The sequence below is a fragment of the Paraliobacillus sediminis genome (assembly GCF_003426055.1).
The window spans coordinates 448,252-463,975 of sequence record NZ_QJSI01000002.1 but is presented as its reverse complement, the minus strand read 5'-3'; the positions used below and the strand labels follow the sequence as shown (position 1 = coordinate 463,975).

At 34.9% G+C, this 15,724-nt stretch carries 15 protein-coding genes; 11 read left to right on the top strand and 4 right to left on the bottom strand.

All coding sequences use genetic code 11. The annotated features are described in order from the left end of the window. Window position 1: 1 nt before the first annotated feature. Genes D2K60_RS08410 through D2K60_RS08400 form a run of 3 tightly spaced genes read left to right on the top strand, consistent with a single transcriptional unit; the run spans window position 2 to window position 3,009 of the window. Entirely contained in the window at window positions 2-2,281 is a 2,280-nt protein-coding gene (locus D2K60_RS08410; protein WP_338048361.1) for an AAA family ATPase, read from the top strand. 6 nt (window positions 2,282-2,287) lie between these two features. Further along, complete coding sequence (locus tag D2K60_RS08405) at window positions 2,288-2,707, top strand: acyl-CoA thioesterase (protein ID WP_117169561.1); 420 nt, start codon at window positions 2,288-2,290, stop codon at window positions 2,705-2,707. A 2-nt stretch (window positions 2,708-2,709) separates the two neighbouring features. Beyond that, window positions 2,710-3,009: a hypothetical protein gene (locus D2K60_RS08400; RefSeq protein WP_117169560.1), complete on the top strand. Its 300-nt coding sequence runs from the start codon at window positions 2,710-2,712 to the stop codon at window positions 3,007-3,009. Window positions 3,010-3,105: 96 nt separating this feature from the next. Here the strand turns inward: D2K60_RS08400 and yidD are convergent, their stop codons facing one another. The 3 genes from yidD to plsY form a co-directional block, all read right to left on the bottom strand. Beyond that, window positions 3,106-3,342 (bottom strand): membrane protein insertion efficiency factor YidD, encoded by a 237-nt coding sequence (gene yidD, locus D2K60_RS08395; protein ID WP_117169559.1) that lies wholly within the window; start codon window positions 3,340-3,342, stop codon window positions 3,106-3,108. Window positions 3,343-3,354: 12 nt separating this feature from the next. Further along, on the bottom strand, window positions 3,355-4,284 hold the full coding sequence (gene folE2, locus D2K60_RS08390) for a GTP cyclohydrolase FolE2 (protein WP_117169558.1): 930 nt from the start codon (window positions 4,282-4,284) through the stop codon (window positions 3,355-3,357). Window positions 4,285-4,422: 138 nt separating this feature from the next. Beyond that, on the bottom strand, window positions 4,423-5,007 hold the full coding sequence (gene plsY / locus D2K60_RS08385) for a glycerol-3-phosphate 1-O-acyltransferase PlsY (protein WP_117169557.1): 585 nt from the start codon (window positions 5,005-5,007) through the stop codon (window positions 4,423-4,425). Window positions 5,008-5,172: 165 nt separating this feature from the next. Here plsY and D2K60_RS08380 point away from each other — a divergent pair, with 165 nt between their 5' ends. The 8 genes from D2K60_RS08380 (at window position 5,173) to D2K60_RS21125 (ending at window position 14,731) form a co-directional block, all read left to right on the top strand. Further along, on the top strand, window positions 5,173-6,153 hold the full coding sequence (locus D2K60_RS08380; RefSeq protein ID WP_117169556.1) for an ABC transporter ATP-binding protein: 981 nt from the start codon (window positions 5,173-5,175) through the stop codon (window positions 6,151-6,153). Continuing rightward, window positions 6,153-7,679, top strand: a complete 1,527-nt coding sequence (locus D2K60_RS08375; protein ID WP_117169555.1) for an ABC transporter permease/substrate-binding protein — start codon at window positions 6,153-6,155, stop codon at window positions 7,677-7,679. Before D2K60_RS08380 ends, D2K60_RS08375 begins: the two co-directional genes overlap by 1 nt. A 30-nt stretch (window positions 7,680-7,709) precedes the next feature. Further along, on the top strand, window positions 7,710-8,129 hold the full coding sequence (locus D2K60_RS08370; protein WP_117169554.1) for a CoA-binding protein: 420 nt from the start codon (window positions 7,710-7,712) through the stop codon (window positions 8,127-8,129). Window positions 8,130-8,360: 231 nt separating this feature from the next. Then, the gene (gene parE / locus D2K60_RS08365) at window positions 8,361-10,313 is read left to right on the top strand and encodes a DNA topoisomerase IV subunit B (RefSeq protein ID WP_117169553.1); all 1,953 of its coding nucleotides are present in this window, start codon (window positions 8,361-8,363) and stop codon (window positions 10,311-10,313) included. Between the two features lie 15 nt (window positions 10,314-10,328). Next, on the top strand, window positions 10,329-12,788 hold the full coding sequence (parC, locus tag D2K60_RS08360) for a DNA topoisomerase IV subunit A (RefSeq protein ID WP_117169552.1): 2,460 nt from the start codon (window positions 10,329-10,331) through the stop codon (window positions 12,786-12,788). A 208-nt stretch (window positions 12,789-12,996) separates the two neighbouring features. Continuing rightward, window positions 12,997-13,458: a flavin reductase family protein gene (locus D2K60_RS08355; RefSeq protein WP_117169551.1), complete on the top strand. Its 462-nt coding sequence runs from the start codon at window positions 12,997-12,999 to the stop codon at window positions 13,456-13,458. A gap of 19 nt (window positions 13,459-13,477) precedes the next feature. Next, window positions 13,478-14,530: a C45 family autoproteolytic acyltransferase/hydrolase gene (locus D2K60_RS08350; RefSeq protein ID WP_117169550.1), complete on the top strand. Its 1,053-nt coding sequence runs from the start codon at window positions 13,478-13,480 to the stop codon at window positions 14,528-14,530. Window positions 14,531-14,599: 69 nt separating this feature from the next. Continuing rightward, window positions 14,600-14,731: a DUF4025 domain-containing protein gene (locus tag D2K60_RS21125; protein ID WP_275896246.1), complete on the top strand. Its 132-nt coding sequence runs from the start codon at window positions 14,600-14,602 to the stop codon at window positions 14,729-14,731. 147 nt (window positions 14,732-14,878) lie between these two features. Here D2K60_RS21125 and hisJ read toward each other — a convergent pair whose 3' ends face one another. After that, a complete protein-coding gene (gene hisJ / locus D2K60_RS08345) occupies window positions 14,879-15,718 on the bottom strand; it encodes a histidinol-phosphatase HisJ (RefSeq protein ID WP_117169549.1) in 840 nt (279 codons plus the stop codon). Window positions 15,719-15,724 lie beyond the last annotated feature (6 nt).

Below are 15,724 nucleotides of genomic sequence, written 5' to 3'. Positions count from 1 at the left end.
TTTGAGAAACATAATTACTGAAGAAGAAATTATGAAATGGGATACGTTAGAAACAGAAGTTCCACTTACTGAAGTTGCCACTTTACGTATATTAGATTGTGTAGAATCAAATGAAATGAATTATTCAGAACAGGCAATTGCTGTTCTATATAGTATGTTGACTTTTCATCGATTGAAACGTCTTGAAAATTCGGACTATTTAATTGATTTATTATTAGATAAGGCAGCATCATTTGATGATACAGTACCTGTATATCAATCATTACGTGACATAAAAACTTATTTACGTTTCTATAACGAATTAGAAAACCTTGAAGTTGATTCTTGGTCGATTCGAGAAACAGATTTCGATCCAGTTAAATTCAAAAAACTAAATGAATGGCTAAAGCAATTACAAACATTGCAAAAAAGAGCGATCATAAAAAAAGAATCGAATAAAACACAACCTAAAATTGTTACGATTTATAAAAGTATAGAGAAGACACTAAAAGACTTTATAGAAATGGTAGAAGATAACATCGCTTTATTAGAGAATAAGCGATCTGGTATCTACGTGCAGCAATTAAATGATTATATCAGAGAATTAGCTAGTTTGAAAAAGGAATTTTATCAGGCATTTCCTGATGTGCTGCGTGGAGCTAATGAAAAAAATCCTTTAGATAAATTAGATGAAATGGTTGGTTTACATGAAGTAAAAAAATACATATCACAATATTATCATTACCTTAAATATCAAAAGGAACGAAAACTAATGGGCTTTCATATGATTGATGAACCTGGTTTACATATGGTTATGTCAGGTAATCCAGGGACAGGCAAAACGACAATTGCTCGTCTCTTAGCGGAGATCTATTATGAGTTAGGCTTATTAGATACAAAGGAAGTAACGGAAGTGAATCGTTCACATTTAGTTGGCTCTTATGTCGGACAGACCGAAGAGAATACCATGGCATACATTAAACAGTCACAGGATGGGATTCTTTTTATTGATGAAGCTTATAGTTTAAAACGTCCAGAACAAAGTGGTAGTGATTATGGCCAAGCAGTAATTGATACACTTGTTTCAGCTATGACTGATAAAGAATATGCGAATAAGTTTGCTGTTATTTTGGCTGGCTATCCAGAAGAAATGCGTCAGTTTTTATGGTCAAATACTGGATTGCGTAGTCGTTTTCCAGATCAAAATGTTATTTCACTCCCTGATTTTAAAATGGATGAATTAGTGCAAATTGCTCAAAACACTGCTTTAAGCAATGATTATTATTTTACAGAAGAGGCATTAAATCGTTTTGAGAATGTAATTGAACAAGCTAAAGTAGATGATACTTTTGGTAATGCACGAACAGTAAGGGATCTTGTTTTGAAAGCAATATTTAAAAAGGGTTCTACCAAAATAATACGTTCCACTGATAATTGGTTAGACCACATGCGTATTGATGTAAGTGATTTAGAAATTATGGATGATAATGAAAATCAAGATGTTAACCCAATGAAACAATTAAATAGTTTAATTGGATTAACAAATATTAAAGAAGAAGTGAAAAAACTATCTTCATTCGTTACAGCACAACAAAAGCGAAAGAAACTGGGATATCCAGCTGTGCCAATTCAATTGCATGCAGTCTTTTCTGGTAATCCAGGTACAGGGAAGACAACCGTTGCAAATATTTATTCGCAATTACTGAAAGATTGTGGATTACTAAAGAGGGGACATTTTATAGTAGCTTCTCGAAGTGATCTTGTAGCTGGATATGTTGGACAAACTGCAATCAAGACAAAACAAAAGATCAGAGAAGCGCTGGGTGGTGTATTGTTTATTGATGAAGCTTATGCATTATTTCGTGGAGAAAATGATTTTGGTAAAGAAGCAATCGATACATTAGTAGATGAAATGACCAAACATAATGAAAATTTGGTTGTTATTTTAGCTGGGTACCAGAATGAAATGGAACGTTTTATAAATAGTAATCCCGGTTTGTCATCGCGATTTAAGAAATACTTTAGGTTTCTTGATTACAATGGAGAAGAATTGGTTGAAATTACAAACTACCATGTTGCCCGCTATCAATATCAACTTGATACAGAAGCAAAAATGTTTCTCCAGAAGCAATATCAAGCGCATATGATCAAAGGGAATGCACGCTTTGTCGTTAATTTGGTTGATGAAGCAATTCAATTTCAATCATTACGCATATCAGAGGATCAGTACGCAACGGATACACTGTTACTACTAAAAAAAGAAGATTTTGAAAAAGCATGGCAAACGGTCAAGGGGGAATAATTGTATATGAAGGTTAGAACACCAATCCAAGTACGCTATCAGGAAACAGATCAAATGGGGGTCGTTTATCATGCGAATTACCTTGTTTGGTTTGAAATAGGTCGAACAGCATTTATAGAAGAATTAGGTTTTCGTTATTTTGATATGGAAGAGAAAGGAATTGTTTCACCAGTTGTTGATGCGCATATGTATTTCAAACAACCAATTCGCTATGGTCAACCTGCAAATGTAGAGACATGGTTAGAAGCATATGATGGTCTACGGACAACATATGGTTATAACGTTGTAGATGAAGAAGGCAACATTGCCGTAACCGGTTCGACAAAGCACGTTATTGTCAAAAAAGATAATTTCCGTCCTGTTTCTTTACGAAAAACATTTCCAGAATGGCATCTTGCTTATCAAAAAGCGATGGGTGATAAATAAAGATGGCTTTTGGACTTAAACGAAAAGAATTAGTGGATTGGAAGAGCAATGTAGAACAGGGTAATATTGCGTTTTTGACGCACTATTGGTTGGATGATAGATTTCATGGTTGTAATACCGTAACAAAAGTAGGATGTAATAATATAGAAAAATTAATTGAGTGGGGGAATAAGTACGGACTAGAAGCAAGTTGGATTCATAATGATCCCATACACCCACATTTCGATTTATTTGGTGCAAAACAAAAGGAAATACTAATAAAAGAACAACAATGGAAACAAATAGAACATTTTAACTTATAGCTCTTATTTGAAACAGTATTAAAAATTTAAATTGGATAGATATGATACAGATTTCTTATGATATTTCAGTAAAAACCTAAACAAAAAACGCGAATCTCATCTAGATTCGCGTTTTTTGTGTTTTTCTGGTACAGGATCAAAACCACCTGAATGAAATGGCTGACATTTAATGATCCGCTTTATCGTTAGATAGCCACCTTTGATTGCACCAAATCGTCCAATTGCTTCCATACCGTATTGCGAACAAGTGGGGTAGAAACGACAACTTGGTGGTTTAATTGGGCTTATAATTTTTTGATAAACTCGAATGATTCCAAGAAAAAGATATTTCATCGTAGCCCTTCTTTACTGTTCGGCATGTTTATCATAAGTTACGGAAGCAATTGCATCGTGTAAATGAATCGATTCTTCATTGCGACAACCAACATAAAATGCTTGAACAAATGAATATTCATACAAATCAGCAGCAACTAAACGAACCATATCCTCTACAAAGCGTGGATTTTCATAAGCTTGTTCGGTCACCATCTTTTCATCAGGCCGTTTTAAAACAGGATGAATGCGTGCACTTGCATTACTTTCAGCAGCTTCCAATAAAGCATATTTCCAATCTATTTGGTCTTCATCAAAATCTTCAGTCAATTCAATTTCAATTGTGATTTTACCACGTTGATTGTGTGCACTGTATTCACTGATTTCTTTTGAACAAGGGCATAAAGTTGTAACTGTACCAGTCAATCCAACAGTTATTTCATAGCCTAATTCAGTGTCATACTGTAGACGGATCGTAGCATCAGCATGATTTAGTCCGGAAAAATTAGCAGAGGGACCTTTCCTTTCAAAAAACCAAGGGAAAGTTACTTCTACAAATGCATCCCTTTGTTTTAAACGAGTTGCTAATTCTTCAGCAAACTTTTTCAAATTAGTAAGCGTTAAGGTAAATGAACCATCTGCATGGTATTCTTGTAATTGTTGTGTGAAACGACTCATGTTAGTCCCTTTACTGTCTTTTGTAATGCTAGAAGTAAAAGTGAATGTACCAATTGTTGTTTGTAAAGCGGGTTCCATTTTACTCGTGATTTGGATAGGATGTTTTACGTTAGCGATCCCAACAGCATCTAAATCAAACAAAAAATCATTTTGCGTATTTTGAAGATCAGGCATTTGATCTTTTTCAATTGGTTTCGTTTTTGGTCCAGGATTAACAGATCCAAATAAAGTATGTCTTTCTGACTTATTTGGTAAAACTTTTTTATGGTGTGTATGTGCGTCCATAATGATGCCCCCTTTCAAACTTTCATATAGATAATTCAAAGTATACTGAACAACATATTAAACTTCAATTTATTTGACTTAAGCATGCATAATTTGACAAAATGATCTATATTCCGCTCGAAATACAGATCATTTTGTTTACATCCAACTGATTTTAGGTTCAGTTTTATTAAGAATACGTTTAATATTGGAGCGATGTCGATAAAATATAAATAGTGTTAATATACCTGTGACGATTACCAGCCCGTAATCTTGTATAAAAACAGAGGCTATAATAGCAATTATGCCTGTTATCATTGATGATAAAGATACATACTTACTTAGGTAAAGTGTAATTATAAAAGATAGTAGTATAATACCAAATAATATTGGACTAAGTCCGAGCAACATGCCACCAGAAGTTGCAACTGCTTTTCCCCCTTTAAACCTAGCAAAAACAGGGTACATGTGACCAATAACAGCGAAAACACCAATTATCAACGGATTGATCTCTGTTAAACTAAAAATGAACGGCAATAGAGTAGCTAATGTTCCCTTGAAAATATCTCCAAGCGTTACGATAATACCAGCCTTTTTACCTAATACACGAAAGGTATTTGTTCCACCTAAGTTTCCACTACCATGTTCTCGTATATCTGTTTTGTAACCGATTTTTCCAACTAAGAGTCCAAAAGGAACAGAACCAATTAGATAAGCTAATAGTACAATTAATATATAAGTCATAATGTTACTCCTTTTTCATTCATTCTGCATACAGTATCGTTATTTTAACACGAATTCATATAACCATGTACAACTATTTAACCGCTTTTTGAAGTCATTTTTAAAAAAATGTTTGTTTTATCTAAAAAATGGGGATTAGTTATATAACAATATGGAGGTGCACGAATGATTGAATTTGATCAGGTGACAAAAGAATTTCCCGATGGTACTAAAGCTGTCAAAGACTTTTCACTTACTATTAAAGAGGGAGAGTTATTAACTTTAATCGGGCCAAGTGGTTGTGGGAAAACGACTACATTGAAGATGATTAACCGTTTAGTAAAAGAAACAGCAGGGACGATAAAAATAGCGGGTAAAGATATTTCTACATATGATTTACATCAGTTAAGATGGAATACTGGTTATGTAATACAACAGATTGCTTTATTTCCTCACTTAACAATAGCTGAAAATATTGCAATTGTTCCAGAAATGAAAAAGTGGAAAAAGGATAGTATTCTATCACGTACTGAAGAACTTCTGAACATGGTTGGTTTAGATCCGAATCAGTTCATGAACCGAATGCCTCATGAACTATCAGGCGGACAACAACAACGAATAGGCGTTGTTCGTGCACTAGCAGCTGATCCCGATGTTATTTTAATGGATGAACCATTTAGCGCATTAGACCCGATTAGCCGGGAACAGTTACAATTAGATATTCAATCTTTACAAAGAAAAATCAAAAAAACAATTGTATTTGTAACACATGATATGGATGAAGCATTAACAATTTCTGATCGTATTTGTTTAATGAAAGACGGTAAGATTATTCAGATTGGTACGCCGGAACAGCTGATTTTACATCCAGCGAATGACTTTGCTAAAGAATTTATTGGGGATAAACGTTCCCCGTGGCAAGAAACGATCGATACTGTTATCCAAACGAATGCATTGTTATCTGATCAGCCTAGTGTACAAACAATGGGACTCGTTTCCATTAAGTATGACCAACAAGTGATAGATGCAGTTAAACTGTTCGAGGAATCTGAAAAAACAGCCATTCAAGTTATAAAAGAAGATGTAGTTATCGGAACAATAACCTATCAAGACATTTTTCGATTTTTACGTGAACAAGTAAAAATGGAAAAAGGGGTGATTAAATAATGTCTGAGTTTATAGACGTATTACAAGACAGACAGGGAATGGTGCTCGAATTAGTTCTAGAACATTTACAGCTATCGATTGTATCTTTATTAATTGCAATTTTACTTGCTGTCCCCTTAGGATTATTATTAACACGAAAGCAAAAAATTGCTGAACCAATTATAGGCGTGACAGCAGTTTTGCAAACAATTCCAAGTTTAGCAATCCTGGCATTCTTAATTCCTTTCTTAGGAATTGGACAAACCCCAGCTATTGTAGCGCTAATTGTTTATGGATTACTTCCAATTCTACGTAACACATATACGGGAATAAAAGAAGTGGATCCAGCTTTAATTGAAGCAGCTACAGGTATGGGGATGAGCTCGTATCGACGTTTAATGAAAGTCGAATTACCAATTGCGATGCCAGTTATTATGGCAGGTATCCGCACATCTATGGTGTTAATTGTGGGGACAACGACGATCGCGGCCTTAATTGGAGCGGGCGGTTTAGGTGAACTAATTTTACTTGGAATTGATCGTGGTGGTGATATAAATCTAATTATATTAGGTGCTATCCCAGCTGCATTACTTGCGATTATTTTAGATTTAGTATTACGTTTATTTGAAAAAATATCTAAAAAATCTGCTTTCACATCCATCATCATAATGTTGGTCCTTGCATTGACATTAGTTTTTGTACCATGGATTATCAATCGAGACCAAGAACCTGATTTAGTATTAGGTGGTAAGTTAGGTTCTGAACCATCCATCCTAATCAATATGTACGAGTTACTAATTGAAGATCAAACAGATTTAGATGTTGAATTGGAAACAGGACTAGGCAAAACGACATTTGTTTTTAGTGCATTACAAGAAGGTAGTATCGATATTTATCCTGAATTCACAGGCACGTCGATCGTAACACATTTAGAAGAACAAGCAGTAAGTAACGATGCCGAGGAAGTATATCAACAAGCTAAAGAAGGTATGTTTGCAACATATAATATGGCTTATTTAGAACCTATGGCATTCAATAACACATATACAGTGTCGGCTAAGCAATCTTTCTTAGATGAAAACAACTTGTCATCCATTGCTGATCTTCGTACAATGGATGATGAAATTACTGCAGGTTTTACGTTAGAATTCAATGACCGTGAAGACGGTTATGTTGGTATTCAAGATGTCTATGATATCGAATTTGGCGAAGTGAAAACGATGGAACCAGGTGTTAGACAAGAAGCAATTGAAAATGATGAAGTGGATATTATCGACGCTTATTCCACATCTTCCTATATGGTAGAATTAAATCTCGGATCCCTAGAAGATACGGAGAATTTATTCCCACCGTATCAAGGAGCACCTTTAATGCGTCAAGAGACGTTAGATCAGTATCCTGAACTAGAAGAAATATTGAATCAATTAGCGGGTAAGATAACAGATGAGGAAATGAGAGAAATGAACTATCAAGTCGACTTTGAAGATAAAGCCCCGGTTACAGTTGCTAGAGAGTTTTTAGTTGAAGCAGGCTTATTAGAAAAGTAAAAAAGACTACGAAGAAAGAGAGTGAAAAAAATGGACTACAAACAAGCAGACAAAGAAACAATGAAAGACATTTTAGAGGACACGAAAACAATTGCAGTAGTAGGACTATCAGATAAACCAGAGAGAACATCTTATCAAGTCTCTAAAGCAATGCAAGCAAATGGCTATCGTATAATACCAGTTAATCCGTCTATTGAATCCTCACTAGGGGAAAAAGCCTATCCATCTTTAGCAGATGTACCAGAATCAATTGATGTTATTAACGTATTTAGAAGATCGATATTTTTAAAAGATATAGCGAAACAAGCATTAAAAACCGATGCAAAAGTTTTCTGGGCACAACAAGGTGTCTTTGATAAAGATGTCTACGATGATCTAACAAATAAAGGTTTTTCAGTTATTATGGATATGTGTATTAAAGTCGCGCATGCCATTACAATTGGTAAATAGTATTATAAAAATCTCTGTTCCGACAGAGATTTTTTTCTGCTTTTAGATAAAAAAATGAAATGATTTTCAAAAAAACTAGATTTACATTATATAATCAATGCTATACTAGGAGAAATAAGCTTTACATAAACAAACGTCTGTTCTAAGATAATAGATGTATGATTCATTTATGTTAGTGTATATGTTATAAATATATTAGATTTAATTGTAAGAGAAAGGGGCTTAATTAAAGTGAGTAAACAAACAACCTCTTATTCAGATGACTCAATTCAGGTACTAGAGGGACTAGAAGCTGTACGAAAACGCCCAGGGATGTATATTGGAAGTACAGATGCAAGAGGTTTACACCACCTTGTATTTGAAATAGTTGATAATGCTGTAGATGAGGCATTAGCTGGTTTTGGTAACAAAATAGTCGTTACAATACATAAGGATAATAGTGTTTCCGTATTGGATGAAGGTCGTGGAATGCCGACTGGAACACATCGAAGCGGAAGACCTACACCAGAAGTTATATTAACAGTGTTGCATGCAGGTGGTAAGTTTGGTCAGGGCGGTTATAAGACATCTGGAGGACTACACGGTGTAGGTGCATCTGTAGTTAATGCTTTATCAGAACGTTTAATGGTCACCATTTATCGTGATGGACAAACATATAAACAAGAATTTAATAATGGTGGTGTCCCGACAAAACCATTGTTAAACCAAGGGAAAACGAAGAAAATGGGTACATTAATTCACTTTAAACCTGACAAATCAATTTTTTCAACGACAACATATCAAGCAGAAATGTTGGAAGAGCGATTAAGAGAATCCGCCTTTTTGTTAAAAGGTTTGGAAATTGTTCTTCATGATGAACGCAGTGAAAAGACTGAATCTTACTGTTATCCAGATGGCTTAAAATCGTTTGTCGAGTATTTAAATGAAGAAAAGGATATTTTGCACCCAGTTGTCTCATTTGAAGGCGAGAACCAAGACATGGAAGTAGATTTCGCTTTTCAATTCAATGATGGTTACGCTGAAAGCATCCTTTCTTTTGTTAATAATGTAAGAACAAAAGATGGTGGAACACATGAATCGGGTGCTAGATCAGGTGTTACGCGTGTGTTTAATGAATATGCACGAAAGACAAACTTGTTAAAAGAAAAAGATAAAAATTTGGAAGGGAACGATATAAGAGAAGGATTTACAGCAATCATATCGGTTCGAATCCAAGAAGCAAAATTACAATTTGAAGGACAAACAAAAGGAAAACTGGGAACATCAGAAGCAAGATCTGCAGTAGATGCAGTTGTATCAGAGAAGATATCTTATTTCATGGAAGAAAATCCTGATATTGCGCTAATGTTACTTAAAAAAGCAGTCAGAGCAAAAGAGGCTCGTGAAGCAGCGCGTAAAGCTAGGGAAGATGCCCGTAGCGGTAAGAAAAAGAAACGAAGAGACTTATTATTAAGCGGTAAGTTAACACCTGCACAATCTAGAAATGCAGAAAGAAATGAATTATATCTTGTCGAGGGTGACTCAGCTGGTGGATCTGCTAAACAAGGAAGAGACCGTAGATTCCAAGCTGTCCTACCACTTCGGGGAAAAGTAATTAATACCGAAAAGGCAAAACTTGCGGATGTTATGAAAAATGAAGAGATTTCAACCATCATTCATACAATAGGTGCTGGTGTCGGCGGCGATTTTAATTTGGATGATGTACAATACAATAAAATTGTTATCATGACGGATGCAGACACAGATGGTGCACACATTCAAGTTTTACTACTGACATTCTTTTACCGCTATATGCGACCTTTAATAGAATCAGGGAAAGTATTTATTGCGTTACCACCGTTATATAAAGTTTCTAAAGGTAAGGGAAAGAAAGAAATCGTTCATTATGCTTGGAATGAAGATGAAATGAAAAAAGTAACTAAAGAATTAAAAACAGGTTATTTACTGCAACGTTACAAAGGTTTAGGTGAAATGAACGCAGATCAGCTATGGGAAACGACAATGCGCCCAGAAACAAGAACGCTAATTCGTGTAACAATTGATGATTTAGCACGTGCAGAACGTCGTGTAACAACCTTGATGGGTGATAAAGTTGCGCCTAGACGGAAATGGATTGAATCCAATGTTGCATTTGGTTTAGAAGAAGATTCAAATATAATGGATAATGAAAACATTCATTCCTAGTAGGGGGTAAGATTTTTGGCTTCAACAGAAAAATTTCTTGATTTACCATTAGAAGATGTTATTGGAGACCGCTTTGGTCGATATAGTAAATATATTATTCAAGATCGTGCATTGCCAGATGCACGCGATGGGTTAAAACCAGTTCAACGACGCATTTTGTTTGCGATGCATGAAGAAAAAAATACCGCTGATAAAGCTTTTCGTAAAGCAGCTAAAACAGTAGGTAACGTAATCGGTAATTATCATCCACATGGAGATAGTTCCGTCTATGAAGCAATGGTTCGGCTAAGTCAGACTTGGAAGGTTCGTAATGTATTAGTAGAAATGCATGGTAACAACGGTAGTGTCGATGGTGATCCACCAGCAGCAATGCGTTATACCGAAGCACGACTATCTAGTATTAGTTCTGAATTATTACGTGATATTGATAAAGAGACTGTAGATTATATTCCGAACTTTGATGATACAATTAATGAACCTGTCGTATTACCAGCACGTTTTCCTAACTTGTTAGTTAACGGTTCTACTGGAATATCCGCTGGATATGCAACAGATATGCCGCCACATAACTTAGATGAAGTAATTGATGCGGTAATTAAAAAGATTGAAAATCCAAACATTACAATCGAACAAATTATGAAAATAATGAAAGGACCTGATTTTCCTACAGGTGGTACTATCCAAGGGGTCGAAGGTCTAAAATCGGCATATGAAACTGGAAAAGGAAAGATCATGGTTCGAGGCAGAGCCAAAGTTGAACCATTACGTGGAAATAGAGAGCAAATCGTCATAGATGAGATACCTTATGAGATAAACAAAGCAGTTCTCGTAAAACGAATGGATGAATTACGACTTGACCGAAAAGTAGAAGGTATAGCTGAAGTTCGTGATGAAACGGATCGAACTGGACTTCGAATTGTAATTGAACTGAAAAAAGATGCTGACAGCGAAGGAATCTTACATTTTCTGTATAAGAGCACAGATTTACAAATTACGTATCATCTTAACATGGTGGCGATAAAAGATAAGACACCAATGTTACTAAGTTTAACGGACTTACTTGACGCATATATCGCACACCAAAAAGAGGTTGTAACAAGACAATCTTCCTTTGATTTGAGAAAAGCAAAAGAACGTGCACATATTGTGGTAGGTTTAATTAAAGCCATCTCTATTCTAGATGAACTCATTGCGACGATTCGTGCTTCTAATGATAAACAAGATGCAAAAAGACGTATTCAGGAAGCATATGGTTTCTCTAATGAACAAGCAGAGGCAATTGTAAATTTACAATTATATCGATTAACAAACACTGATATTACGTCTTTAGAAGAAGAAGCAGCTGAATTGCGTGCTAAAATTGCAGAACTAGAAGCAATTTTAGGAGATGAAAATAAGCTATTTTCCGTTATTAAAAATGATTTAAAACAGATTAAAAAGAAGTATTCAACACCCCGTAAAACGAAGATAGAGAATAAGATTGAAGAATTGAAGATTAATTTAGAAGTAATGGTTGCAAGTGAAGATGTGCTAGTTTCTGTAACAAGAGATGGCTATTTGAAACGAACAAGTTTACGTTCGTATGCAGCTTCAAATGGGAAAGACTTAGCAATCAAAGAGGAAGACCACTTGGTTGGTCTACTAGAGGTAAATACGACTGATACAGTCTTAGTTTTCACGAATAAAGGAAGATATATCTATGCACCTGTTCATAAACTTCCGGATATAAGGTGGAAAGATCTTGGTCAGCATATATCAAATGTCGCAGCAATTGACAAGGGAGAAAACATAGTACGCGTAATACCAATTAGACAATTCTCTGAAGATAATTATCTAGTTTTCTTCACCAAAAACGGAATGATTAAACGTAGTGAATTGAATTTATATGAAGCACAACGTTATTCAAAAGCCTTGGTAGCAATCAATTTAAAAGGTGATGATGAGGTTGTTAATGTTGCAATAACGACAGGAAATGATGAAGTCTTTATTGCTTCTGATCGAGGACTTGGATTGTGGTACCACGAATCAGAAGTAACACCTGTCGGACAACGGGCAGCAGGAGTGAAAGCAATTCAGCTTAAACCCGATGAAAAAGTAGTAAATGGTGTTGTACTGACTCAATCCAAGACAGGCATTAATCTTGTTGTGATGACACAAAGAGGTGCTGCAAAACGAATGACCTTACATGATTTTGAATTGTCATCGCGTGCTAAACGTGGTCAAAGTATGTTACGCGAATTGAAGCAAAAACCTCACCGTATCGTAGGTTTTGTTAGTACCAACAAAGAAGATTCCGTACAATTTATGACGAATTCTGGTACGCATCACCCATTATATCCAATGGAATTAAGTACAAGTGATCGATACAGTAATGGATCTTTCGTAATTGATACAGATATCGAAGGTGAAATTGTTGCTGCTTGGAAACAAGCAAACTATGTAAAAGTGTTTGAAGCTGACGATTCAAATGACTAATTGGACGGGATATAAGTAAGAATCTTTCTTGAAATTTTGTTTCAGTTAAAAAAGGTAATACTACAACAATCTTATAAGTATAAAAAGCAAAGCAACTAGAAACAACTGTTGCTTTGCTTTTTTATACTTATTAAGCAATTTAGTATGTATTCAAGATAATAAATGGTATGATTTTAACAGTTAGTATAGAGATAAAGGGGTTTTTAAAATGGAGAAACGATTATTTCGTGATGCGATGGGAAAATTCGCGACAGGTATTACAGTAGTATCAACAGATTATCAAAATGACGTAAAGGGAATAACGGTTAATTCTTTTATGTCACTATCATTGGATCCAACATTAATTGCAATTTCTATAGATAAAACTGCTTCGATTTATGATGTTTTACTAGAGGTAGATACATTTGGTATTAGTATTTTAAGTGAAGACCAAAAAGAAGAATCAATGATTTATGCAAATCAAAAAGAAGTAGAAACACCAGTTAATTTTATTGATTTAGCTGGAACTCCTGTTTTAGATAATGCATTAGTTCAACTATCTTGTGAAAAAGAGTCTGCTGTCGAAGCCGGCGACCACATGATTTACATTGCAAAAGTAAATGATCTGAAAATAAATGACGGGAATCCTTTATTGTATTTTAGCGGAAGCTATCAACAATTAGGTGAGTAAGATAAAGGATATAAAGCTTATGAGAAAATATTATGCAGATATTATTCAGTTTAGGGGTGACCACCAAGCGTTTGGTTATGAACAAGGCAAATGGCTTCTATCGTCACCCCTTTTTAAAATATACCAACAACAGAATACGCAAACAAAAAGACCACGATTCGTCGTTAATACAGAAGAAGCAACAGCGTGGTTAACCGAATTATTTCCTGCATTATTGGAAGAATTGAAAGGGATATCGATAGCTATTGGCTTTACATTGGAACAAACAATTGCATTTTTTAGTGGTTATCAGCAAGAATGGAAACGGTCAGGATGCTCTATTTTAACAGGTGATAACTTTTTAATTCGGAATTACGATTTCCATCCTAAAACATATGAAGGGCGCTTTGTAATGTATCAACCTCTTGCTTCAAAAGGATATGCAACGATAGGCGCGTCTCAACGGATAGTAGGTCGAGCAGATGGAATGAATGAAGAAGGTCTTACGGTTGGTTATAATTTCGTAAACCGTAGAAATGGCGGGAATGGATTTATTCCGACAATTATTACTCGGATGTTATTGGAACAGTGTGCCACAAACGAAGAAGCCATTGCGTTAATCAAAAAGGTGCCACATCGTCATTCTTTTAACTATGTATTAGCTGATAAATTTGGGAACTCACATGTTGTAGAAGCAACGGCTAACGCTATTCGTGTTAAGGAAAGTAAAATTAGTACGAATCATTTCGATTTGTTACCTGAAGCTAACCGCTATCATTTGGCAGATTCAAAACGAAGATACGCTATACTTGAGAAACAACTTACATCTTCACTTACGATAGAACAAGCATTTCAATTATTTAATAATGTCGAGGAAGAAATTTATTCTAAAAAGTATCTGCAATCAGCTGGTACATTGCACACATCACTTTATGACCAGAAAAAGTTGGCTGTTTATCTTGCTTTAGGTAACAACCGAAAGCCCACACCATTTTCGTTTCAAAACTGGTTAGATGGTGAAGACACTTCAATAAAGAAAGTATTAGGCGTAATCGATACAGATGAAAAAATGCCATATATTGATGGTATATAATTTGTGTTATACTGTATAGTATCCTAACACCTTCGTATACTTTATATAAGATACGGAGGTGTTACTTTTATGAAAAAAGATATGCAACAACTGAATGAGTCAAATGCAGCTAATGAAGAACAAGAAGGTTTAAATGAAACAGTAGAACAATTAAGAGATCAATTCATGGCTGGTACCATTGATCAAATAAATGAAAAATAAAATTTGTTGACAAAGACTAAATTGAAGAAGATTTGGTCTTTTTTTTTCTAATTTAAAGGTCAATTGCTAATATAGATGGGCTGATATTTTCTATAAGATTAACTGGCTTTAGATTAAAAATAAAACGCTAAGCTGTGAACTGCTCACCTAGCGTTTTCCTAATCTTTTTGGAAGGGAGGATAATATATCTTCTGGTAATAATTCGAAACCTCGGCTAATTGTTCTTGCAACATGACTATCTGATCCTGTTACAAATGGAATTGAAAGTTGGTTTGCTTTTGCAATAACCGATTGATTTGGATAGATACGCTTGCAATGTTCTTTATAAAGACCTGCTGTATTCAAGTCAAGCTGATATTCTTTTTCCTTGATTAATTTTAATAGCTCGTCCAATTCATGATCAAATGGATGTGTTGATGGAAATAACGTCACAAATTTTTCAATTAGTGTTAGATGACCAATTCGTGTCGGTTTATATTTTCCTAGATCTTGTGTAACTGCTCGTTTTACGGTTTGATAATACGCTTTGTATACTGCATCAATAGAACCAAATAATCCAATTATACGTTTAAATTCTTCAGCGCTATAATCAAGACAGACATAGCTGCCATTTGGGGCTTTTAGCATATGGACCGATAGAATAGCGTCATCTAGTTCTAAACCATATTGATTCAAGAATTGTTCTGTTTCTCCCTGATATCCTTCGATAAAGTCAACTTCAAAACCAATAAAAATCGTTATCTTATCTTGATATTTTTCTTTTAAGCGATTACCTTCCTTGATATAACTTCTAACGTCTTCAAGCCTCATTGCACTATCCTTTTCTGGTGTTGGATCAACAAAAGTGACAGGAAGAGGTGCGTGTTCTGTAAAAGATATGTAAGCAAGATCCTTCTCTATTGCTTCTAAAACGTATTCCTCCATTAGATCTGATGACCCATGGGGACAAAAGTTGGTATGTACATGAAAATCTCCTGTAACTTGCATTGATCA

Excerpts from the sequence above, each read along its gene's own strand:
- plsY (WP_117169557.1), bottom strand. The coding sequence starts at position 5,007 with ATGACTTATATATTAATTGTACTATTAGCTTATCTAATTGGTTCTGTT.
- D2K60_RS08380 (WP_117169556.1), top strand. The coding sequence starts at position 5,173 with ATGATTGAATTTGATCAGGTGACAAAAGAATTTCCCGATGGTACTAAA.
- yidD (WP_117169559.1), bottom strand. The coding sequence starts at position 3,342 with ATGAAATATCTTTTTCTTGGAATCATTCGAGTTTATCAAAAAATTATA.
- D2K60_RS08350 (WP_117169550.1), top strand. The coding sequence starts at position 13,478 with ATGAGAAAATATTATGCAGATATTATTCAGTTTAGGGGTGACCACCAA.
- hisJ (WP_117169549.1), bottom strand. The coding sequence starts at position 15,718 with ATGCAAGTTACAGGAGATTTTCATGTACATACCAACTTTTGTCCCCAT.
- D2K60_RS21125 (WP_275896246.1), top strand. The coding sequence starts at position 14,600 with ATGAAAAAAGATATGCAACAACTGAATGAGTCAAATGCAGCTAATGAA.
- folE2 (WP_117169558.1), bottom strand. The coding sequence starts at position 4,284 with ATGGACGCACATACACACCATAAAAAAGTTTTACCAAATAAGTCAGAA.
- D2K60_RS08400 (WP_117169560.1), top strand. The coding sequence starts at position 2,710 with ATGGCTTTTGGACTTAAACGAAAAGAATTAGTGGATTGGAAGAGCAAT.
- D2K60_RS08375 (WP_117169555.1), top strand. The coding sequence starts at position 6,153 with ATGTCTGAGTTTATAGACGTATTACAAGACAGACAGGGAATGGTGCTC.
- D2K60_RS08370 (WP_117169554.1), top strand. The coding sequence starts at position 7,710 with ATGGACTACAAACAAGCAGACAAAGAAACAATGAAAGACATTTTAGAG.
- D2K60_RS08405 (WP_117169561.1), top strand. The coding sequence starts at position 2,288 with ATGAAGGTTAGAACACCAATCCAAGTACGCTATCAGGAAACAGATCAA.
- D2K60_RS08355 (WP_117169551.1), top strand. The coding sequence starts at position 12,997 with ATGGAGAAACGATTATTTCGTGATGCGATGGGAAAATTCGCGACAGGT.